This is a genomic window from Quyinboa ferrireducens (genome assembly GCF_042436675.1).
Classification (GTDB): Bacteria; Bacteroidota; Bacteroidia; order Bacteroidales; family UBA5342; genus JBHJHP01.
Genome location: NZ_JBHMVA010000007.1, coordinates 142,534 through 165,680 on the forward strand (window position 1 = coordinate 142,534; position 23,147 = coordinate 165,680).

Below are 23,147 nucleotides of genomic sequence, written 5' to 3' on the forward strand. Positions count from 1 at the left end.
TTAGAATTACTTATTCATATCACATATTAAGCGTCCCAGATCAGTTCTTCTGCCAATTTCCTTTCCATCGATCAGCACAATTAATCCTTTCCCCAGCTTATATTTGTCACCTGTTTTATCCCAGATAATGGTGAGATTTTTGCCGTGATAATTGACCCTGTCCAGGCAGAACCAGTCCCATTTATCCTTTGGGATCAGCGGGTTCACCTCCACCTGATCATCTGCCCCTGGGCGAAGTCCAACCAATCCGGTAATGACCAGATCATTGAACGTGGAATGGTTATAATACCTGCTTCGTTCCTGATCTCCTTTCAGCCAGTAACCGGTTACTTCATCCAGGTATTCACCAATGTACGGCCGACCCCGGTAATATTGCGATTCCACGTAGGTTTCAAGTAAGTCAAAATATACCGAGTCATTCACCTCGCTCTGGTCATAATTATTCAACAGGTTCGCCATTCCTGTTAAGGTCTGTGAAGTGGCAAACGGCCATACGGCACCATCCCACTCACATTTGCAACAACCGTGGGTACGGAAATCAGGATGCCGCTGTTCTGCTGTTGTAATACCAAAGGGAGCCAGAAATCCTCCCGGATCAGTTATCTGAGCCCATGCTTTCTCATAACCTTTTTCCGGTAAATTAAAGTACCATGGAATAAATCCAATCTCTTCCCTGACATTTGCAAATCCACCCTCCTCCTTCACGGTCTCAAAGAAATCGGCTTCAGGGTTCCATAGATTCTCCTCCACCAGCTGTCTTAAGGTATCCGCTTTAGCAGCATACAGTGTTTCCCATACTTTATTTCCTGCAAGTTCTGCCATTTTTGAAATGGCAACCGCATTACCGTACATATAACTGTTAATGGTTGGACGGTCATTTTTTACACGTCGCCCACCTGATATTTGTTCCTCCATCCCGTCTTTCACATCTTCCTGCCAGAACATGCCGGACGGTTTACGGCGTTCTGCTTCCCAACGCCGATAATCCGCTTCCAGATCAGGCAGCATATTTACAATAAACGCACTGTCTTTTGTCAGAAGGTAATAGTTATAAACGGCATCGGGTGTCCAGCTGCTGAATTTGTGCAACTTATTCATGGGTTTGCCATCATTGCCACGATACCAGACCTCCAGATTTTGCTTAAGATATTCTGGATTATGCAACCAGCGTGATTCATAGGTATGATGGCCTATGGCACAGGCAATCAGGTTATATTTATCCGCATAGGATCGCTGCACAAGAAATTCAGTAATGGCATAACCTACCGGCGTTTGTTCAATATGTTTTCTAAGGGTCCACCATCGGTAATAAAACATCTCTTCGAAATTATCCTGTGGACATTCAAACAAGGGAATATTGGCCTTCATCCATTCCCACGATTCGGAATTCGGGATCAACTGTACAATGTTTTCATCTTCCATGCGGTTGAAATAGTCCACGTAATGTTTGAAATCATCCACATCCAGTACATAGCCCTGATGATCAACAGACAGTGTTTTTGTTTTAAGGGAATAAATCCTGTAAACGGCTTCTTTATCCGGTTTCCCGTCCTGCTTTACATCAAAATCCTGGTCAGTTGGCGTATCTACATTAGGGAAACGTCTTATTTCACCTGTTCTGAACACAATACTTTGCACCTCATGAACCGGTTCAAAACAGAGACCTTTTGTTTTGTGCTTCCCGTTGACATAAATATCGTAAAAGCGGTTATCTACGGTAGCCTCAATGCGGATATCGTAAACTTCACGGGGTTCATAAGGCATAATATTTCTCAGTCGGTAACCAGCTTTATGTTTTATGTAACCGTCATTATCAAATATTAACCGCAACGCTCCGGTGTTTTTTTTATCCTGCAATTCAACCTGCAGAATTCCATGATTATTCTGTTCCGGTTTGATTGCAAATTCAACGCTCACATTTTTCTGTTGAGGAAACAAACGAGTGGCTTTGGCATAGTCAAACGGATCTTTGTCATGCAGCGTCAGGCATTGCTTCCCTTGATTGTCTTTTTCAACTGCAACACGTGCCCAAACCGGACTGTAAATGTTCCACTTCTTAAAAGCTGATCCGGATCCTGTTGCTGTAAACTCATCATCAGCCTGCTCTGTTGCTTCAGACCTTATCGGAACCGGTATTTCAGATACCCAGATATCTTCCTTATTCATACTGTACGTAACCCACAGATTTCCATCCGAAGGTGTTCCGTTTGTTTCCTGGATTCCGCGTACATACTGTGGCCCGTACGATTTATAATTCCCACCATAGCGCATGGTGGATATCTCTCCGTTGACCAGCAACAGGTTCGTATATTTCAATCCGTCATCACTTACAGAAACGGCCAGTGGCCAGCGAAAATCTGACGGATTATAGACCGTAGCATACCGGCCATCTGAGGTTTCCTGTCCCCAGATTTTGGCATTGCTGTTTACAAATCCGGGGGCTCTCACAGGTTGTGTCCATGTATGTCCCTGATCATTACTGATGGCTGTAAGCGCGTGTTTCCACAAGCCGACAACCTTTCCATCCGGCAGGTGATAATAACAAAAGGCCTTGTAATCTTTTTGTATCGGAATCAGGGGATCATTACGGTCTGCTTCTTCATTCCACTGCTGCTGAACCAGCGGGTTCGACAACATTTCCTCACAAGCTTTCCTCAGCCCCTTGTCTTTACTTTCTGTATAAAACGGATAATCTGTATTCTTTTTATTCCATCCATGATTATAGCGGATAAAATAGATTGGTCCCCATGTACCATCCTTGTAAACTTCCCTGACAACACGACCTATTCCATTCCCATCATTCGGACTATCCTTTGCATTCATGGAAATGGCAATATATGCCAGCACAAACAACCTGTTGTCCGTTGATACATAAAATCCCATGCGCTGGTGATTCACCGACATCAGATCCTTAGCCACCTCTGTTCCGTTATCTTTTCTGGTTCCATCCGGTATAGGATATGGGGGGAAAACCACATCCGGTTCAGACCAGGTATTCCCATCCTGTGAGCTTACTAAAAACGTTTGTCCTGGTGCGATATGTTCACCAACCGGATCGCTCAGGTATTCCAGAAAAAATGTATTGTTCCAGTAAGCCAGCATTGGTGCATGGTTGTATGTCCAGCCGTAGCCATCAGCTATGTCCGGAAACTCACGGTTTGCCCGCATTACCTGTATGTTATGCACACCCATGGCAGGTGGTAACTGTCCGTGATGATAATCCGGATTATTGAGTGTTTCTCCCGTATAATGTGGTATGTCTGTTTCCTGTGCATTTACCACAACAACAATAAGTGATAAACAAACAATAAATATGAATCTGATTTGATTTCTAAATAACATCTACTCCAGTTTTTATTCCACCTAGCTTATTTTTCTTCAAGTACCAGAACCCAATCGTTTCCGTTTTCCTTTTCTCCAGGAGAATCAAATTCATGGGTTCCACTATTCTCTACCTCACCGATTTCAGTAATTTCACCTGTTTTCGGATCAAACCATAAGGCCTTAACTTCTGAATTGAATTTCTCCATATTTACGGGAATATTTCTCCCTGTGTATGTATAAATATATGCATAACCCTTGCCACGTGTCGCCTGAAGATGATCGTACTTTTCACCGTTATCACCTGCAATCAGACTTTGATCCGGAACGCGTTCCAGGTATGGCCGTGACAACATCAGGTCTTTCAGATATACCATCTGTTTGGCACCGGGAGCATCCAGAGCCTGTGTCCAGTATTCACGCGCACCATAGGCCGGTTCTTCATCCGAGGGTTTGTAAAACTGCATTATGGCACTGTGTCCGTACGTAAACCCACAGGCACCTGCAAACACTGACCAGTAGGCATAGCGGCGAACATCCTCAGCTTTCCAGTAAGGCTGAGTCGTATCATGCAGCCCCTGGGGAATCCCTTCATACGATGGTTCACCGTCGATGGTTGGTTTGGCTGGTTTCAAATTAAAATCTGTCTGAATATAACGCCAGTTATCCTCTCCGTAATTTCGTTCCGTATCATCCTGATCATACCTTCTGTGTCCTGACTGGACCATATTAAAATCCAACCATGGCTCATTCTCAAACCAATCGGATGATTGCATCCTTCCCCTTGGATGAAAGGTGATTAAATGGTTGGGATCATTATTTTTTAAGGCATTTCCAATGGCATTCCATGTGGCTGTGGAATCGCTTCCAAAGGTATCACCGCCGTTGAGCCATATAATATTAGACCGGTCCCTGAAACGTTTGGCCAGCCATTCACCATATAATTTCCCCTGCTCACGGGATACATAACCTCCTCGTACGTTTCCACCCCAAACTGGCACCAACGCCATGTATAAACCTTTTTCAGCGGCTTTGTCTACCACATAATCTACATTGTCCCAGTAATCGTATTGTTCAGGATCTGAAAAGGAATTACCCGCCGTAACAAGGGGTCTGGAAGCATCATGATCAATCAGTGCGGAATCGCCATATACATTCACGGCACCCAAAGAATGAAGAACCATCACCTGGATCACATTAAATCCTTTTTCCCGGCGGTCTTCAAGATATTGCTCTGCCTCCTCACGGTTCAGTTTGGTAAACAATAACCAGCCGGTGTCACCAAGCCAGAAAAACGGATCACCACCGGATGTTACCATATAATGTCCGTTTTCAGAAACTTTTAATATCGGCAACTCCTCCGTTGTTTTCTTATGTGGAGCACAACTGAAACATAAAACACCGGCTAAAAGCAGTAATAGATTAATTCGTATCATGTGTTTATTATTTTTTTCTGATCCATACAATATTGGTTCCGTTATGAGGAAGGTCAATTGATGTGACCTCTCCGGCTTTTATTGTCAAAGTCTGATCTGATACTGTTCCATCAGATGGCCTGATAAACTGAACATGGAACTTTCCTTTTTTATTTGATAAATCGACAGAAAGTCTTCGCTTATCATTACAATAAACGATCATGCCGGTTTCACCATTCAGAATACATGTTCTATCCGGTGTTGATCCCGGATCTTCAGGACGCATACTTGCCGCATCCTTTAAAAACTCATCCGGCAAACCTTCCGGCAAAACAGCCAGCGAACCTCCTGCCATTAATACAGCCCAACCGTATACATTATATCGTCCTTCTGAAAACATCACAGCCTTATCCGGATATTTTGAAGTATAAGCATACACCGAATGATACACTGAATTGAAAGACCGTTTTCCGACATTTATCTGCCTTGCATGCTGACGTGGTGCCAGTTGCTGATCTCCCAGCGGGGCATATAATGAACCATCTTCACGGTAGGCCCAGTAACGGATATCGATAACATCAACCAGTTTTGCCAGGTCCCGATTCTCTAATACTGAATCCTGCACGTCCTTTGTAGTAGAGAGCCCGATCAACTGATCTTTCCCAGTTTCCTTTTCCCAGTCTTTTATAGTTTCCAGCCAGAATGCTGTAAAGTGATACGGACCTGTATACTCGGCGCTGGTTAATTGTAACACATTGGAATTACCGGCAAAATTATTCATGCACTGCTTAATAAAAGCCTGGTGCAACGGACGTCTTACCGGATCTGTTTCATCGTAAAACTGTTCCGCCATGTAAATTCTTTTGTCGCCGGCAAAGGGCACCGGTTCAGGAAAACCTGTATTGTTGATGTTATTCACTGGCCTCCATGGACAATCAACCCAATGGGCGCCGGCTTCCAGAATGTTGTGCTGAAAATAGTTATGATGTACCAAAAGCTTTCCATTTTGATCTGCCAGATCAGCAAACTGCTTCAACCGGTTCCAGTAGAAAAAGTCGTATTTAGTCAGATCATATTTACTAAGTCCGTCCCAGGCCGTTCCCTGACCTGTACGTGCAAATGGTTGTTCGTAAAATGGAGCCCATACCTGACCATCCATGCGCCTCACCCGTTCATGATCATCGCGGCGACGTTCGTACCACAGGCCATAATTCTGTTCCAGTCCAACCATATTATACCGGTTCATCCAATCAACCACCTCATTCAGGTTATCGGTGTAACCGTATCCATTTCTTCCTGGTACATAACGTGTCACAGCCGGTGTGGCTTTTGCAGTGGTGTAAGGTCTTGCTACGCCACGCCACCAGGGCACTGTAAACCGCATTCCGGTCACCAGTTTGCCATCAACAACCAGTCTCCCGTTTTGAACCGAAATAAGATGCTTTTCTTCTGACAAAGTGCCTGAAGCCTCTTTTATTTTTTCAACAGATTTAACGCCAGTGTTATCTACTAAAACCGGGTCACGCGAAGATGCTTCATTTATCCAGTCCTCAAGTCTTAAGGCCGGTTGAAAGGATTGTTCTGAATAGACCTTTGCTTCATCAGCTGTTGGACTGCTGGTCGAATTACTGCTGTATGGCATCACCTCTTTTTCATATGCTGCAGCATCCTTTTTGAGCCGTTCTGCCAGCTGAGCATAAAACAGACTTCGTGGTTTAATATGATTGTTCTGATCAACCCAAATACCATTGCCTGAAAACTGACTCCAGGCGCCATAAGCCCAGTTCATAGCGGTAGGTGGCGCATAATTATTGATCCTGGCTGCAGCGCACTGCCACAACATGGAATTGGCTGCGGTCCAACCTGATCCCTGGTTATTTAGTCCCTGGTTACTGAACGAGATCATATTTCCATCCACATTCACAATATCAAATAAAACACCCGAAGCCCAGCTGTCTATGGTTCCGCTGAACTCGTACGGCAGATGTGTTTCGCACTGTACAAAGGCATTAGGTCCTGCGGCACAAAATCCTACTGCAAAATCATGGTATCCATATTCTGAATACAAGCGCTGAAACAAAGTTTGCTGGCCCATGGTAAAAAAGGTATACCTCCGCTGACCACCAATCTCTGAAACCGGTTCCTTCGATATACAATCCTGGACTGTTACCCTTCTGGCTGTTTCATATACGGCGACTGCCGAACCTGCAAAATGGGTAAACTGCACCTGTCTTACCCATACATCCTGAGCATTTTCTATGGTAATGGCAGACCAGCAGTGGTCTTCATCTTTTGGATTGGAAACATCAAAATCTGATTTTAAATTCAGATTCTCAATCCCTATATTTTTTATTCGCCCGGGCCAGTTATATTTCGCGACTGTACTTATACCCCATTGCTGGTCCAAAGCTGTTGTCAAAGGTGCATCTACCGAAATTGTATTCCCGTTAATTGCTGTTATTGTTCTGTCCCATATAATATCCCTGGTCCCTTCTTTCCATCCGATCCAACCGGTTTCTTCGCCACCAAACTCTCTCATATCCAGTTCCTGAATCCAGGCTTTGGTTGACGGCCGACGGATAAAAATCTTATCTCCTGTACTCAATCCTTTTGTGGATTCAAGTTGAAGTTCAAATGCATTTACAGGTACATATTGACTGGTTATTTTTACAGGTTCAGAATACACCAAATTGTTTTGCCCCAAAACACGTATAAAGGTTTGTCTGTCTTTTTCACCTGCAATAAGTGTTGTTCCATTCCTGCCCGTTCCGCTGCCACGAATCACAATGCCGGAGGATTTGACAACCAGTCTTCCATTAACATGAAAGGCCCCTGTATCCAGTAAAACTGCTCCTTTGAATCCATCCTGATCCGGTGGCAATGTGGCAATATAGTCAATCGCTTTCTGAATATCTCGTGTAGCATCTGCATCAGTATTCTTAACAAAAACTTCTGAATTAATCAATGGTATTTCTTCTTCTGATGCTTTATATCCGGCATACGAAAAGTCAGGAATCCTGTCACCTTTTTCGTCAGGCTGATAATTCAGTTTTCCATCTCTGCCAATAATGAGTGGTCGTTTAGCATTCTGCGCAAAACCTGTAACAGAAGAAATCAGCAGAACAAGAGCCAAACAAATTTTTAAAAATGAACTGTATTCTACATTCGTTTTTTCAATCATTTTGGGTATTAATTAATGTTGTTCGTGTTGTGACAAAACATGAATCATGCCACAATTCTTACAAATTTACTGATTCACACCAGATTAATTGAGATTATTCTTTTTGTATTTCAACCATCCTCTATAGGTAAGACGGTCATCAATTTCTTTGGTTCTGTAAAAGTAACTTGCTACAAAACCAACTACAAACAAAATAACGTGGCTGTATACGCCAATCATGTATTTGTGCTGGTTAAAGTTGTATTTTCCAAAATCGAGCAGTAATACTTCTTTGCTACTACTGCCAATCGGTGTTGATGTTAACAAAGCCCAGGTTGTAAACAGGACACTCGCAGCGATGCCAAAATACAAGCCCTTTTTATTGGGTCGTTTAGAGACGATTCCCAACAGGAACATCCCGGCAATTCCTCCGGAAAAGATAGCATATAATGTAAATACGATGCCAAGTACTCCTTTTCCGCCGGCTTTTACGTAGAACATGGCTACTGCGATTGCTCCCAAACCGGCCAGTACAATAAAGATTTTACTTAGCATCACCTGTTCCTTTTCTGAACTTTTGGGCCTGAACCTTAAATAATAATCTTCGAGGGCAATAGCCGAAAGACAATTCAGATCGGAGTCCAGACTGGAAACCGCAGCAGCGATTAACGCTGATATTATTATCCCAACTACGCCAACCGGCATTTTGGTCATGATAAAGAAGGGAAATACCTCATCGTTTTTAATGCCTGCCGGCAAAACATCGCCGGAGATATGGTAATATGAAAATAAAGCTGTTCCAATAAACATAAACAGAGCCCAAACCGGTACGCTCAACAACACACCAATAAGTGAAGCTTTAATCGCTTCTTTATCTGATTTAGCAGTAAGATACCGTTGCACAATGGTCTGATCAGTTCCGTATTTCTGAATGGCATAAAATATACCGTTCAAAGCCATAACCCAAAAGGTAAGATGGACAAATTCCATATCGAAAGGACCAAATCCAATGCGGCCGTTTTCTTTTGCCACTGTCCAAATTTCTGACGGACCTCCCGGTGTACTAAATAAAAGGATCGCCAGAGCCACAATTCCACCTGCAATCAACATAAATCCCTGGATTACATCCAACCAGATAACTGCCTCAATTCCGCCTAACATAGTTAAAACAATAACAGCAGCCCCAATCACCCAAATCACAGTGACTGTATCAAGTCCCATCATTTTACCAATGGCGAGTGCAATGATATAAAATACGGTCCCCATCTTTGAAAAATGGGTCAGTACAAAAGCCAGCGAGCTGTAAAGCCGTGCACCGAAGCCGAAGCGCTTTTCGAAATACTCATACGCACTCAATTTGATGACATGCCTGAACAATGGCACAATAAAGCCAATAGCAAAAATCAGTACGATTGGAACCATAAGTCCCTGTACCAGTCTAATCCAGTTTGTGGCATACCCTTCACCAGGATACGCTAAAAATGTTATACTGCTGATTAATGTAGCCAGAATCGATATTCCAATAGCCCACGAAGGTAATTTTCCGCTTCCTGTGAAGTACTTACCTGTACTTTTTTGTTGTCTTGCAAATCTTACCCCAACACCTAGCGATACGACCAACGTTAAAATGATGATGATATAGTCAATAAGATGGATGGAATTTGTTTGCATCAGACGTGGGTTTTTATCCTTACTTTATCCACCGGCCATTTATAACTTCCGGGTTTTGTTGTAATTTTCATATTGGGAAACTTATCCACTTTCATCTGGATGATTCCTGCATCCAGTTCACAGAATGGCATAAGCCTGTTAATTTCAAGACTTTTAAACACAGCCGAAGCCGTTGCCCCTCCTTCAATAAACAAATCCTCAATCGCAACAGATTTATTGACCTGTGCAACAAATTCTCCTATGTGTTTACTCAATCGAACTGACAGTCCGCTCTCCTTTTTATATTTATATTTAATTGAAACGAAAACATTTTTATCTGCCCTCAGATGATCCGAAACAGTACTCACCCAACGTCGCATAACATCGGGCTCAAAATCGGCACTATTGAATATTTCTGCCGGCATATTTACTACAGAAATATTATTGTCGAGCGTCATTCTGTCCATGTCGGGAGACTTAGGATATGCACTTCCAAAAATAAACAATGTTTTTGACCCGAATGTGTATTCCTTTTTGATTTCACCAGGGATCTTTCCGTTTTTAAGACTACTAAAGAGTATGGCATTAAAGAATCCTGCTCCACCAGCAATCACCATTTGATTATTCAGCCGCATTGTCCACCTGGTCATCTCCTCATCGTTTGTAATATCTCCAACAACGAGACCATTTGTGGGCATTCTTTCATCGACCCCAATTGAACTGACCTCACAGAACTCATTACCTATAATTTCCGTGACATGTGAAGAATTTATGGAATATTCCGGATCATTCCCAAATGATGTCTGAGCAAGCGGTATTCCTTCCACATAATATATGCCTTTGTTTATGATACGCTTGAAATACGGATTACCGGCTACAATAACAGCAATATCATTTGCAGATGCCTTCATTTGCGCGTGCAACTCAGCAGCCACATTTCCCCTTAAAACAGAATCCAGTTTTTTGAAAATAAATTCCGGCTCCAGCTTTAAAAGTTTACGTGTTATTTTATCAATTTCTTTTGCAGCTTCTGTTTTACTCAGAGCACGTGTATTGGTTGCAATAATCAAGAGATCCACATCCTTTACTTTCTCCACCCTGGTTTCTATCATAACCCGGAGACCGTGTCGTAATCCTATCCCTCCAATTTCAGCAGCACCCGTAAAATCATCTGCAATTACAGCTATCATCTATTCTTCCCTTATGTTTCTGACTGATATAATTTTGTGGCATATTCTATGGCTAAATGTAAGGCATCAGGGCTTGCCACTCCTTTTCCGGCCACTTCAAATGCCGTTCCATGGTCTACAGACGTTCTAATAATCGGCAATCCAAGCGTTATATTCACGCCTTTTACACTTTTCATCACATTCTTTTCCTTATCCCAGTTGAACCCAACTACCTTAAACGGAATATGTCCCTGATCGTGATACATGGCTACACAACCGTCAAATTTTCCACCTTTCGCCATGGCAAACAATGTATCCGGAGGCACAGGACCGACGGCATCAATGCCAATACTTTTGGCATATTCCAAAGCTGGTTCAATCTCTTCTTTTTCTTCCCAACCAAACAACCCATTGTCACTTGAGTGTGGATTTAGTCCTGCCACACCAATTTTAGGTTGTGTGATCCCAAGTTTTTTCAGGCTGTCATCCAGCAGCTGGATCACTTCAATTACCCGGTCCTTTTTCACCCTGTCGCAGGCTTCGCGCAAAGACACATGGGTACTTACATGAATTACCCTCAAATCTTCTTCCGCCAGCAGCATCGCATATTTTGCAGTATTGGTGTAATATGCGTAAATTTCCGTATGACCCGAAAAATGATGACCCGCAGCATTAATGGCCCCTTTATGAATCGGACCTGTAACAGTTCCGTCCACTTCCTTTGTGAGAGCCAGATCAATGGCTTTTTTTACCGCTCTGAAAGCCAGATCGCCGGCAACAGCAGACACTACACCAAATTTTATATCAGCTACATGCTCTGCTTCCAGATGATACAAATCCATGGTTCCCGGTTCAAACTTTGCTTCCGCAATATCCTTAATACTGTTTATTTTTAAATCAACACCTACCAGTTTGATCGCTTTAGCCATGATTTGCCTGTTACCGATCAAAACGGGTTTACAAATGCTGTAGACATCAGTATTTGCAAAGGTTTTAGCTGCAATTTCGGGTCCGATCCCGGCAGGATCACCCATAGTAACTGCTAAAACCGGTATATTATTTTTGTTGCTCATACTATCAATTCATATTTCACCAACTCTTCTTCGATGAACATTCTGTAAGCTTCTTCATCTTCTTCACTCATCCGGTACATCGGCGGTAAAACATTCGGTCCACAAAATCCCATGACTGACATGATATATTTTAATGCAGGAATGGACTGGCTGAGTGTTCTGTCTTTCTGGTATAGCAAACCCAGTTGATTAGTGATATCCTGTAGTTCATCTCCCCGTTCAAAATTACCGGCTTCTACAGAGTTCAACAATTCTTCATAAAATCCTGGTGCAAAATTTCCGGTACTGGGCACAATACCGGCCGAACCATTTTGCATAGCGTATGACGATTGTGCCGCCCAACCAATCAGGTGAACAAAGTCCGATCTATCCCTCCATAGATCAAGGGATTTATCGAGCCGTGAAATATCCCTCTCAGAATCCTTAACCCCAACGATATTAGGATGATGACTCAACTGATCAAGAACATCCAGTGATATGGACATTTTAACCGTTGCCGGCATGTTGTAAATAATCAAAGGACAAGGAGATGCATCAGCCAGTGCTTCAAAGTAACGTAACATCTGGTTATCATCCAGGGGATAAAAAGCAGGCAGCGTTGCAACGACCACATCAACCCCCATATCACCGTAGCGCGTTGCCATTTCTACAGATTCCGCAAATGCATTTGATGATATTCCGGCATAAACTGTGCATTTCCCATCTGCTGCAGCAACTGTTTCAGCTACCACAATATCTTTTTGATTCTGTCTTACTGATGGTCCCTCTCCTGTTGTACCCAAAACAAAAGGGTGTGCCCCATTTTGTTTGAATAGTTCCACAATACGTTTAACTGCATATCGGTCTACCCCACCGTCAACCTTAAATGGCGTAACCATTGGCACTATAACACCACAATATTTAGATCTCTTTTTCATGTGTTAAAATGCACGTTTATAAATCTCAATAATATCTTTTTTACTGAGTTCTTTAATATTGTTTTTCAGTAAGCGTTGAACCTGAATCGCCCCATCTGCCATTTTCTCAATATCACCTTTTTTTATACCTATCTCCGAAAGTCTTGAAGGCAAACCACATTCTTTGATAATTTCTTCAATTTTTCCAATTGCAGAATCTGCCTGTTCCTCCACAGGACCATGTTCAAAAATTCCCATAGCAATGGCTATATGTGCTAGTCGATCATCCCCTTCAGGACGATTATACTTTAGAACATAAGGTAACAACAAGGCATTTGACAACCCATGTGCCACTTTGTATTCACTTCCCAGCGGATAAGCCAAGGCATGAACTGCTGCTGTATTTACAGGTCCCAGACACATGCCGCCATACATACTACCAAGAGCTACTGCCGACCGAGCTTCCATATCATTGCCATCTTTGCATGCTGCTATCAGATTTTTACTTATCAACTTTACCCCTTCCAACGCCCAGACATCTGCTACCGGATGTGCAAATCTGTTCATATAGGCTTCTATACAATGGGTCAATGCATCAATTCCGGTTGCTGCTGTAACCTGTTGTGGAACACCAAGCGTTAGTGCGGGATCAACATAAGCTGCATCCGGGACCAGAAAGGGACTAATGACACCTTTTTTCCCACCATCCCTTTCATCCAGAAAAATGGCGTTGGGAGAAACCTCACTTCCCGTTCCACTGGTGGTTGGCAGACAAGCCATATATGTTTTGCGCTCTTTCAGTAAACCAATACCAACAACAGACCTGATTTCCTGCTCATTCTTTAACATCGTGGCCAGAAATTTTGCTACATCAAGTACGCTTCCGCCACCAATACCAACAACACTGTCTGCTTCAAAATGACGCGCTTCTTTCAGAATTTTCTCAAAATCAGCAAACGATGGTTCTCCGTCAATGGTGGTATTTACAAGTACAGAAATATTATTTCTTTTGAATTCACTTAGCAGGCCATCCAATAACGGTAAAACAGGAGGAATGGTAAGAATATACAGGGATTGCAACGAAAGCGCAATGAAATCCTCTTTAAAATCATGTAATGCCCCTTCACCAAAAACGACTCGTGGAGGTTGTTGTATCAGAATCTTATTCATTTAAACTTTTCATTAAAGCACTAAGAAGTAACAAATATTACTCTCGCTAAATCCAATGCCCTGAACACAAAAAACAGCTTATCCGCTTACAAATACCACCGAATCCCACACCAAACTTCGCACAAATAAAAGGTTAAATATGTAAACGTTTACAGCGCAATTTATGCCTTTTTTTAATTTTATGCAAGTAATTCCCTTTTGGCATTATGACAAAATCCTCCTATATAATTATATAACAACATATTACATAATGCAATTTCGTTATTTTTTATTTGAATCATGCCTCCCCTGATTTCTCCTCATTTATGTGTAAAAAAAATGGTAGTGCAGATATTCCGTTTTTGCATCAGAAATTACCCCAAAAGGATATTTAAAGCTTAAAATTTAATGCATATGAACCAAAATCTTTCTAATATTCATTCTTTTATTTCTTGATGAAGGTTTATGCAAAAATCTGCGGTGTTAAGCAAGCAAAAATCAATATTTTATGTAATCGTTTTCATTGTTTTTCCCTGATTATAAATTATATTTGTGGCAATCACATTTAAAAGAGGTCAAATCAGAAATCTTCATCTTATTTTAGTTCTATTTATTACTTTTGGTTTTTTATACTGTTTTGCTCCTTAATTAATTTAAAACACGTCAATATGTTTCAACAGATCCAAAACAAACATAAACGAATTTCAGGGTTATTAGTGGCATTGTTTATTTATTCAACAACGCTGTTAAGTGCTTCCGGATTTTACAACATTAATGACTACGGCGCAGCAAGAGATGGAAAAACCAAAATTACAGATGCCATCGCAAAAGCGATTAAAGCTGCCTCAGATAATGGAGGCGGGACCATATTTTTCCCTGCTGGTGAATATCTGACGGGACCTGTAGTTTTAAAAAGTAATATCACCATTTTTCTGGATGCGGGTGCTTTATTGAAATTTTCAGACGACTTTGATGATTACCTGCCCATGGTTCAATCGCGATGGGAAGGAACGGATGTGGTAAATTTTTCTCCGTTGTTTTATGCTTTTAAGGATTCTAATATCACCATAACCGGCAGAGGGCGTATTGACGGCCAGGGGAAGAAATGGTGGGACTATCACCATTGGCTGTATTCTCAACCAAAGGATTTTAAATCGAAATGGCAGACGGAATTTGCAAAGCAGAATAAAGATGTCATTTTACCGGATCAGCCTGGTATGGTTGAGCGGGGATTTTTACGCCCTCCCTTTATTCAACCCATGTATTGCAAGAATATCAGAATCGAAGGCATAACCATCACCAATTCACCGTTCTGGACAATCAATCCGGAGTTCTGCCAAAATGTGACTGTAACGAATGTGACCATTAATAATCCCATATCTCCAAATACTGATGGGATCAATCCGGAATCGTGCCGTTATGTGCATATTTCCAATTGCCACATTTCTGTTGGTGATGATTGCATTACCATAAAATCAGGAAAAGACCGGGCAGGTCGTAAAATGGCTGCACCATGCGAAAATATTACCATCACCAACTGCACCATGCTCAGAGGTCATGGCGGTGTGGTTATTGGCAGTGAGATGTCGGGTGGAGTTAAGAAAGTTACCATTTCCAATTGTGTGTTTGAAGGAACCGACCGTGGCATCCGCATCAAATCGACCAGAGGTCGCGGTGGTGTAGTAGAAGATATCCGGGTCAGTAATATAATAATGAAGGATATCAGGCGGGAGGCTATTAAACTGAATATGTTTTATTCAAAAACTGATCCGGAACCGGTATCAGAACGTACGCCGGTATTCAGAAATATTCATTTCAGTAACATCACAGGGAATGCCTATCAGGCTGGTTTCCTTTTGGGTCTGGATGAAATGAAAATTAACAATATCACATTTAATGATATACAGTTGGAAAGTAAAGTTGGTTTTACCGTTGAAGATGCATCCGACATTGAATTTCATAATGTGAAAATTGATACTGAAAAAGGATCGCCCATATATGCCAAAAATTCTAAAAATCTGATAATTGATGCAGTTAAGACAGATACCCCAAAAAAGGGAGTTCCGGTGATTGAACTTGTAAACGTTCAGAATGCATACATTTACAATTGCTTTCAAACGAGAGAAACAGATGTATTTCTGAAACTTGAAGGTGAAAACACAAAGGCAATCTATTCGGATCAGAACAACTTTGCAAATGTGAAAACCAAATTAGTAAAAACTGATAACGTAAAACATAATGACTAACACCAAAATTATATTTATGAAGCAATCCGTAATTTTCATCTTAGCAATCCTGCTATTTAGCTGTAACGCTCCAAAAAAGAAAACTGAAGACATCAAGTGGAGTCAGAAAATGGCTGACGCCGTTATGGAACGTAACGACACATTAGGCTTATACAATGGAAGAACCCGGATGGGCTGGTCCTACGATGTGGCTCTGCTAGGAATGGCCATTGATAAGTTAGGTAATATTGATCCGAAATACTCTAAATACATGTCGGATTATATGGATGCCATGGTAGAGGAAGACGGAACAGTAAAACGATATGAGATGGACAAGTATAACATTGACCTTATCAATCCTGCCCGCAATCTTCTTATCCTTTACGAAAGAGATAGTACGCCAAAATATAAAAAGGCTCTGCCACAATTCATTGAACAGATGGAGAACCATCCGAAAACCAAAACCGGTGGATTCTGGCATAAAAAACGCTACCCGTGGCAAATCTGGCTGGATGGTGTGTATATGGGAATGCCCTTTCTTACACAATATGCCAAAGATTTTGATGATCCGCGTTGGTTTGATGTGGCTGCACACGAAATCATTCTGGTTCATGAAAAAACGGTTGATCCCAAAACCGGATTACTGTATCATGCGTGGGATGAGAGTCACCAGCAAAAATGGGCCAATCCTGAAACCGGACAGTCACCTCATTTCTGGAGCCGCGCCATGGGCTGGTACATGATGGCTATAGTGGATGTACTGGACTACCTTCCTCAGGATCATCCGAAAAGAGATTCAATCATCACCATCTTACAGGAAACAGCTGACGCCCTGGTTAAGGTGCGAGATCCTGAAAGCGGTGTTTGGTGGCAGGTGCTAGACCAGGGCAACCGTGAAGGCAACTACCCTGAAGGATCGGGTACTGCTATGTATATCTATGCCTTTGCCAAAGGGGCCAACAAAGGATATCTGGATAAAAAATACATTGGCATTGCCAACAATGCTTTTGATGACATGGTTAAAACGTTTATCGTTACTGATGATGATGGACTGATCAGTATGGTGAATATCTGCGGAAGCTGCGGATTGGGAGGAAATCCATACCGTGATGGAAGTTATGAATACTATACCACAGAAAAAATTGTAAAAAACGACTGCAAAGGTGTAGGTCCGTTTATTCTTGCCGCAGTTGAGCTGAATCGTTAAGTTTTACCGACATGAGATGCAAAAAATCCCTCAGATTCATTATAGCCGTTTTAGCCGGAATAGTATCGGCCTGTAGTTCAGGTTCAAAACCTGAAATAACAGAACTTTGGTACAACAAACCGGCAACGGTTTGGGAGGAAGCGCTTCCGATTGGAAACGGCAGGCTTGGGGCGATGGTTTACGGCATTCCCGAAGCTGAACACATACAGTTTAATGAAGAGACCTTGTGGGATTGCGCACCAAGACAATATTACAGGGAAAATGCCTATAAATACCTTGATAAGATCCGGCAATTATTGTTTGAAGGGAAACAGACGGAAGCAGAAGCGTTGGCCGGTAAAACATTCATGGGAAGAAAAGCTTATGAAGATGAGTTTCCTCTAAAGAAAAAAATATGGGTGGATAGCCTGCTTAACCTTAAAAAAGTAAAAGCGGCTATAAAACCGGATTTTAACGATATGGACTGGCCTACCATGTTTATCGATTATAAAAGTGTATGGGAGCGTAAAGGTCTTCCCGATATGAACGGCGGTGTCCTGTTCCGAAAGACTGTGAATATTCCTGAAAACTGGAAAGGACAGAATCTACGTATCAATCTTGGTCATGTAAAAGATCAGGATTTTACGTGGATTAATGGTGTGTTAATTGGCACAACAGATGAGTACAACACCACACGTACCTATGCTATTCCCAGGCATTTGGTTCATCCGGGAAAAAATGTAATTACTGTTCTGATTAATAATTACGTATCTACTGGTGGTTTTAACGGTGTACGAACAGGACCAAAAAAAATGTACTTGCTCCCTACTAGCCAAAAAGATGATTATCTGTTTATTGAGGGTGACTGGAAATACCAGGTGATTGATACAAAGCCACCTTTCTTCCCGCAATATGAAGCAGACTACCAGCCATTCGGTGACGTAATGATCACATTTCCGGGACATGAAAATTACACAGATTTCAGACGTAATCTCGATTTAGATAATGCTTTGAGCAATGTTTCATATAAAGTTAACGGCGTAACATATTCGCGCGAATATCTTGCGAGTCACCCGGATGAAGTCATTGCGATGAAGCTTAGTGCAGATAAAAGTGGAATGATAAGTTTTAATGCCAAATTTAATTCGCCTCACGAAATTCATAGCGTTTACAAGATTGATGATCAAACGCTTGGACTTTCTTTAAAAGTGGAAGATGGTGAGATGACGGGCACTGCTTATTTACGGGTATCAACTTCCGGTGGTCAGGCTATCGTCAGTGATAATGGAATTGTAGTTAAAAATGCTGACGAAGCAGTATTGAAATTAGTTGCTGCAACAAACTATATAACGTACAACGATATTTCCGGTGATCCGGTTGCATCCTGCAATACCTATCTGACTTCGGTTGCAGACAAGGATTATGAAACCATTAAAACGTCTCATTTAAAAGACTATAAACCTCTTTTTGACCGATTCTCCATAGATCTTGGGGAAAAAGAAAAAAGAAAAATTCCGACCGATGAACGTATCAACAATGTGAAAACAGAACCAGATGATGATCTGGCAGCTACTTATGTGCAATATGCCCGTTATCTGATGTTGTCATCCGGAAGGGATGGAACCAATCCACCCAATTTACAGGGAATATGGAACGATAAAATGTATCCTGCCTGGGGAAGCAAATATACCACCAACATCAATTGCGAGATGAATTTTTGGCCCGTTGAACCGCTCAACATTGCAGAGTGCCATAACTCTTTGTTTAAACTGATAGATGAGGTTGCCATAAAAGGCAGCAAAACGGCAGAGCATCACTATGGTGCAAGTGGATGGGTTTTACATCATAACACGGATCAGTGGCGGGGAACCGCGCCGATCAACAATCCCAATCATGGCATCTGGGTAACCGGAGGCGCATGGTTAGGCCACCATTTATGGGAACACTACAGATACACACAGGACACTGTATTTCTTCGTAAAGAAGCCTGGCCACTCATAAAAAGCGCTTCACAGTTTTTTGTGGATTTTCTGATCAAAGATCCGAAATCCGGTTACCTCATCAGCACACCGTCCAATTCTCCTGAACACGGCGGACTGGTGGCCGGACCAACCATGGATCACGAGATCATTCGTTCATTGTTTAAAATTACCATTCAGTGCACGGATATTTTGAATACCGACCATGAATTTGCACAGGTCCTTCAGGATAAACTGGTCAGGATTTACCCGTACAAGATTGGCCAGTACGGACAGCTACAGGAATGGATGACAGATATAGATGACACTACAGACCATCACAGGCATGTATCACATTTGTGGGGCGTATATCCCGGGAAAGAATTTACGATGGATGACACACCCGAACTGATGGAAGCTGCCAAACAATCGTTGATTTACCGTGGCGATGACGGAACCGGTTGGAGTCTCGCATGGAAGATCAGTTTCTGGGCACGGTTTATGGATGGTGAACATGCATATAAGATGATCCAAATGCTATTGAGTTCAGCTACTGATCCGGAAAGGGAATCATCAGGTGGTTCTTATCCTAATCTGTTTGATGCCCATCCGCCTTTCCAGATAGATGGGAATTTTGGTGGGGCAGCAGGTATGGTTGAAATACTGATGCAAAGCCACCAGGGATATATTCAGCTGCTCCCTGCTGTGCCTGAAGAATGGACACACGGCGAAATTAAAGGACTACGCGCGCGTGATGGGTTTGAGCTAAATTTTTCATGGAAAGACGGCAGATTAGAACACGTAGAAGTCACTTCAAATGCCGGTTTGCCGCTCCGGTTAAGATATGGCAATAAACTGATTGAACAGAATACTGAAAAAGGAAAGGTTTACAGGTTTGATGAGTGGTAAACATAGTATTTCAACTTTCAATCTTTTTATCTAATTGAAAGCTTTTAAGGATTTGATTGAATACATTTTCCGGAGCGATATTTCCCATCCCCCAAGCTTTAAATACATCTTTCCCGGGTAAATCTTCCGCAACGACAGATGCAAAATCTTGCAAATCGGTTCTTATAGATGGGGGCAACTCAAAAATATGGGCAGGGGTAAGCATCACGGCTAACCTGAATATATCATTTTTATGTTTCTGTATTTTTTTACTATCAACAGATTCTCCTTGTGCTTTTCGAATATTCATGTCATTAAATGCTTTGGCTTTCAAACAAATTAACGATTCGATTTTTGCAAAATGTATTGCATCTTCCATAGAACTGTGGGCTAAAATGTAGTTGTAATAATCGTCGCTCAATAAGATAGCCGATAGACTTGACAAGTCACTTTCAACAGGAATGGGAGTCAAATGAGCAGGCTCGGTTAGCAAAACTTCATCCGGTTTTCTGGAAAACAATTCGACCATAAAAGGAAAGTCCTGATTTGCAGGATTATAAAATCGGTAGTATTGCTTAGTGCCGGAACTTTTTCCCTGATGTTCATAATTACCATCTTTAACAAATTGCCAAAATTGTTCGACAAATGCCGCTGTTAAGGCTTCAACAACTAAAATTACGTCAATATCTTTCGTCCCTTTTGGCTCAAACCCAGCATTTTCAATAATTAAGTCACGCGCTGCACCGCCAATAATCAAATAGTTATCAAGGTATTCCTCAAAATATTTTTTAAAAATATTTAATCCTCTTACCATTTTATCTGCTCAATTAGTTGTTCCAGTGCCATTTCAATACGCTCGTCAGTATTATTTTTGAAACACAGATACAAAGAAAGCGGATCTACCACCTTGCACTTATTAAACAACTGTTTTACTATTATTTCAGGATCATATTTCCAAACTTCTATACAATAGTTTCCTTCGTGTTCATTAGCATTAACAAACACATTGCTCTTTTGCGCCGCATAAAATTTACTTTTATCAATAGCATAAAATTCCTGTAAAGAAGGATTCAAATCAGAATATTCGGCTAATGCTGTGCTATTACTACTCAACATAAAAATTCCCTGTGGTTTTTGATCTGAATATATACGTTTTAAAACCGGATTAATCAATAAATTCTGCTTTTCGGCTTTATTCCATATCTCCTTTTTGTTGTATAAAAAATGAATATATTTTTCCTTTTCACCTGTAACATCAATTAGCTTATGAAATTTCAAATTCTCTACAGCACGGGTTATCCCCATCTGATTTGCGCCAATAAAGGTCGCTAAATCTTTAAACGTGAAATTTTCCAAATGAGAACCTTCATGTTTATTCAAAATATAAATCAACACAAGTTGTTGTGCGACCGGAGTAAATGAAGAGATTTTCTTTTTCTCGTAAAAACCGTATTCTCTAAGATCTATTAAAAATTCCGGCACATACATTTGTTTATTCGGGACCATAAAAGCTATATGCTTTTCAACTAATCTCTTCCGGTTATATGCCTCTATGCTATCAAATATTACTATTATGGGCAACTGCAGAATCGTTCTTACCAGTTCAAAATGTTTTTCTATTTGGGCAATACTAAAAGCATTGTTTTTTTTCATTTTAGCAAAAATGCATTGTCTGCCTGCAAGCGTTGCTTCATACCAATTGTAACCTTCATTGAGGAATATTGGAAATTTAATAATTTTGTGCTTCCCCAGTGGCTTAATTGTCACTTCTAAACCCAATACATCCTTTATATATCTGACTAAAGCTTTCATCTTCTCTTTAATAACGCAAATAAAGCACAACAACACTAAATATGTTATTATGCAAATATAACGTTATTAATCTAATAGTCAAATAAATTAAACTTATAAATACATGATTTTAGCACGAACTCCTGATCATCAGTTGTGTATTCAGAATCATCTGAATGGTTGGGCGTTTAGGGTCTTTAATACGTTGGATCAACAATTCCCCACACCGTCTGCCGATTTCATATGCAGGCTGGTAGACTGCTGTTAAAGGCGGATTCAGTGAGATAGACCAGTACATATCATCAAAACCAATGATGGCTACATCCTCAGGAACCTTCAATCCCCGTTTATGGATTGTTTCAAGTGCACCTAAGGTGATCAGGTTGTTACCTGTAAATATGGCATCGGGTGGATTTGGAAGACTCAACAATTCATCGCATAAATGTACCCCACTGTCGTGCTTGGAGTCACCCCGCTTAATGAGTTCGGGATCAAATTCCAGGTTGTTATCAGCCAGCGCTTCGCGATAACCTTTATCCCTTAATTGTGTAGAAGGCAATTGTGCCAGTCCCGAAATATGAGCAATACGCTGATAACCTGATTTCGCCAGATGATCCACGGCTTTATATGCACCATCACGGTTGTTAACTAAAACCACATCCACATCAACACCCTGTAAACCACGGTCGAAACAAACGATGGGCAGACCTTCCTTTACCAGATTAATCACCTTGGCATCATTTTCATGAGCAGGAGCGGCGATCAATCCATCAACAGATTCCGATTGCAAAATATCCAGATAAAGTTTCTCTTTTTTCTCATCCTGTTGAAAATTACACATGATTAAGGCATAGTTATTTTCATATGTTACATCCTCAATCCCGCGTAATACATCTACATAAAACGGATTCTGAATATCAGGAATGAGAACGCCAATAAGGTTACTGGAAACACTTTTGGAACGCAGTCGCTTCGCTACCCTACTGGGTTGATATTTGAGATCTTTAATTGCTTTAAGTACCTTTGCTCTAGTAACTTCATTCACATTGGTACCGTTGTTGATTACACGTGATACAGTTGCAATGGATACACCTGCTCTTTTGGCAACATCACTCAGGCTGGACATAATGATCGTTTAATTTTTTTCAAAAATAAATGTTTAACTATGTTCATTCATGAAAATAGCACACTTTTTTACATAAAAATTTAATAGTAATCAACACTTAATTGCAATTAACAAATGTAAACGATTTCAGCAAATAACTC

The 23,147-nt window shown here is 41.3% G+C and carries 14 protein-coding genes; 3 read left to right on the plus strand and 11 right to left on the minus strand.

Going from position 1 to position 23,147, the window contains the following annotated elements; genetic code table 11:
• Window positions 1-6: 6 nt before the first annotated feature.
• The 8 genes from ACE01N_RS11880 to ACE01N_RS11915 all read right to left on the minus strand — a co-directional run bounded on the left by ACE01N_RS11880 (window position 7) and on the right by ACE01N_RS11915 (window position 13,854).
• Window positions 7-3,342 carry an MGH1-like glycoside hydrolase domain-containing protein gene (locus ACE01N_RS11880; RefSeq protein WP_380588962.1) on the minus strand — a complete coding sequence of 1,112 codons (3,336 nt, stop codon included), beginning with the start codon at window positions 3,340-3,342 and terminating at the stop codon, window positions 7-9.
• Between the two features lie 26 nt (window positions 3,343-3,368).
• On the minus strand, window positions 3,369-4,757 hold the full coding sequence (locus tag ACE01N_RS11885) for a glycoside hydrolase family 140 protein (RefSeq protein WP_380588965.1): 1,389 nt from the start codon (window positions 4,755-4,757) through the stop codon (window positions 3,369-3,371).
• Window positions 4,758-4,764: 7 nt separating this feature from the next.
• Entirely contained in the window at window positions 4,765-7,917 is a 3,153-nt protein-coding gene (locus tag ACE01N_RS11890; RefSeq protein WP_380588968.1) for a DUF6298 domain-containing protein, read from the minus strand.
• 84 nt (window positions 7,918-8,001) lie between these two features.
• The gene (locus ACE01N_RS11895) at window positions 8,002-9,567 is read right to left on the minus strand and encodes a sodium:solute symporter family protein (protein ID WP_380588970.1); all 1,566 of its coding nucleotides are present in this window, start codon (window positions 9,565-9,567) and stop codon (window positions 8,002-8,004) included.
• Window positions 9,567-10,736 (minus strand): four-carbon acid sugar kinase family protein, encoded by a 1,170-nt coding sequence (locus tag ACE01N_RS11900; protein WP_380588972.1) that lies wholly within the window; start codon window positions 10,734-10,736, stop codon window positions 9,567-9,569. Before ACE01N_RS11900 ends, ACE01N_RS11895 begins: the two co-directional genes overlap by 1 nt.
• Window positions 10,737-10,747: 11 nt before the next feature.
• On the minus strand, window positions 10,748-11,788 hold the full coding sequence (gene pdxA / locus ACE01N_RS11905) for a 4-hydroxythreonine-4-phosphate dehydrogenase PdxA (RefSeq protein WP_380588975.1): 1,041 nt from the start codon (window positions 11,786-11,788) through the stop codon (window positions 10,748-10,750).
• Window positions 11,785-12,705 carry a dihydrodipicolinate synthase family protein gene (locus tag ACE01N_RS11910; RefSeq protein ID WP_380588978.1) on the minus strand — a complete coding sequence of 307 codons (921 nt, stop codon included), beginning with the start codon at window positions 12,703-12,705 and terminating at the stop codon, window positions 11,785-11,787. Before ACE01N_RS11910 ends, pdxA begins: the two co-directional genes overlap by 4 nt.
• 3 nt (window positions 12,706-12,708) lie before the next feature.
• Window positions 12,709-13,854 carry an iron-containing alcohol dehydrogenase gene (locus ACE01N_RS11915; RefSeq protein ID WP_380588981.1) on the minus strand — a complete coding sequence of 382 codons (1,146 nt, stop codon included), beginning with the start codon at window positions 13,852-13,854 and terminating at the stop codon, window positions 12,709-12,711.
• A gap of 647 nt (window positions 13,855-14,501) precedes the next feature.
• On the opposite strand from ACE01N_RS11915, the gene ACE01N_RS11920 reads away from it, so the two are divergent.
• The 3 genes from ACE01N_RS11920 to ACE01N_RS11930 are packed head-to-tail and all read left to right on the plus strand — an operon-like array spanning window position 14,502 to window position 20,111.
• Entirely contained in the window at window positions 14,502-16,079 is a 1,578-nt protein-coding gene (locus ACE01N_RS11920; RefSeq protein WP_380588984.1) for a glycoside hydrolase family 28 protein, read from the plus strand.
• 16 nt (window positions 16,080-16,095) lie between these two features.
• On the plus strand, window positions 16,096-17,265 hold the full coding sequence (locus ACE01N_RS11925) for a glycoside hydrolase family 88/105 protein (protein WP_380588987.1): 1,170 nt from the start codon (window positions 16,096-16,098) through the stop codon (window positions 17,263-17,265).
• An 11-nt stretch (window positions 17,266-17,276) separates the two neighbouring features.
• Window positions 17,277-20,111, plus strand: a complete 2,835-nt coding sequence (locus ACE01N_RS11930; protein ID WP_380588990.1) for a glycoside hydrolase family 95 protein — start codon at window positions 17,277-17,279, stop codon at window positions 20,109-20,111.
• A 10-nt stretch (window positions 20,112-20,121) separates the two neighbouring features.
• Here the strand turns inward: ACE01N_RS11930 and ACE01N_RS11935 are convergent, their stop codons facing one another.
• From ACE01N_RS11935 to ACE01N_RS11945, 3 genes are all read right to left on the minus strand, one after another.
• Window positions 20,122-20,904 (minus strand): hypothetical protein, encoded by a 783-nt coding sequence (locus ACE01N_RS11935; protein WP_380588993.1) that lies wholly within the window; start codon window positions 20,902-20,904, stop codon window positions 20,122-20,124.
• Window positions 20,898-21,902, minus strand: a complete 1,005-nt coding sequence (locus ACE01N_RS11940; RefSeq protein ID WP_380588996.1) for a hypothetical protein — start codon at window positions 21,900-21,902, stop codon at window positions 20,898-20,900. The genes ACE01N_RS11935 and ACE01N_RS11940 overlap by 7 nt, the downstream gene beginning before the upstream one ends.
• Before the next feature lie 109 nt (window positions 21,903-22,011).
• On the minus strand, window positions 22,012-23,007 hold the full coding sequence (locus ACE01N_RS11945; protein ID WP_380588999.1) for a LacI family DNA-binding transcriptional regulator: 996 nt from the start codon (window positions 23,005-23,007) through the stop codon (window positions 22,012-22,014).
• Between the last annotated feature and the right edge of the window lie 140 nt (window positions 23,008-23,147).

Excerpts from the sequence above, each read along its gene's own strand:
- ACE01N_RS11880 (WP_380588962.1), bottom strand. The coding sequence starts at position 3,342 with ATGTTATTTAGAAATCAAATCAGATTCATATTTATTGTTTGTTTATCA.
- ACE01N_RS11885 (WP_380588965.1), bottom strand. The coding sequence starts at position 4,757 with ATGATACGAATTAATCTATTACTGCTTTTAGCCGGTGTTTTATGTTTC.
- ACE01N_RS11890 (WP_380588968.1), bottom strand. The coding sequence starts at position 7,917 with ATGATTGAAAAAACGAATGTAGAATACAGTTCATTTTTAAAAATTTGT.
- ACE01N_RS11895 (WP_380588970.1), bottom strand. The coding sequence starts at position 9,567 with ATGCAAACAAATTCCATCCATCTTATTGACTATATCATCATCATTTTA.
- ACE01N_RS11900 (WP_380588972.1), bottom strand. The coding sequence starts at position 10,736 with ATGATAGCTGTAATTGCAGATGATTTTACGGGTGCTGCTGAAATTGGA.
- pdxA (WP_380588975.1), bottom strand. The coding sequence starts at position 11,788 with ATGAGCAACAAAAATAATATACCGGTTTTAGCAGTTACTATGGGTGAT.
- ACE01N_RS11910 (WP_380588978.1), bottom strand. The coding sequence starts at position 12,705 with ATGAAAAAGAGATCTAAATATTGTGGTGTTATAGTGCCAATGGTTACG.
- ACE01N_RS11915 (WP_380588981.1), bottom strand. The coding sequence starts at position 13,854 with ATGAATAAGATTCTGATACAACAACCTCCACGAGTCGTTTTTGGTGAA.
- ACE01N_RS11920 (WP_380588984.1), top strand. The coding sequence starts at position 14,502 with ATGTTTCAACAGATCCAAAACAAACATAAACGAATTTCAGGGTTATTA.
- ACE01N_RS11925 (WP_380588987.1), top strand. The coding sequence starts at position 16,096 with ATGAAGCAATCCGTAATTTTCATCTTAGCAATCCTGCTATTTAGCTGT.
- ACE01N_RS11930 (WP_380588990.1), top strand. The coding sequence starts at position 17,277 with ATGAGATGCAAAAAATCCCTCAGATTCATTATAGCCGTTTTAGCCGGA.
- ACE01N_RS11935 (WP_380588993.1), bottom strand. The coding sequence starts at position 20,904 with ATGGTAAGAGGATTAAATATTTTTAAAAAATATTTTGAGGAATACCTT.
- ACE01N_RS11940 (WP_380588996.1), bottom strand. The coding sequence starts at position 21,902 with ATGAAAGCTTTAGTCAGATATATAAAGGATGTATTGGGTTTAGAAGTG.
- ACE01N_RS11945 (WP_380588999.1), bottom strand. The coding sequence starts at position 23,007 with ATGTCCAGCCTGAGTGATGTTGCCAAAAGAGCAGGTGTATCCATTGCA.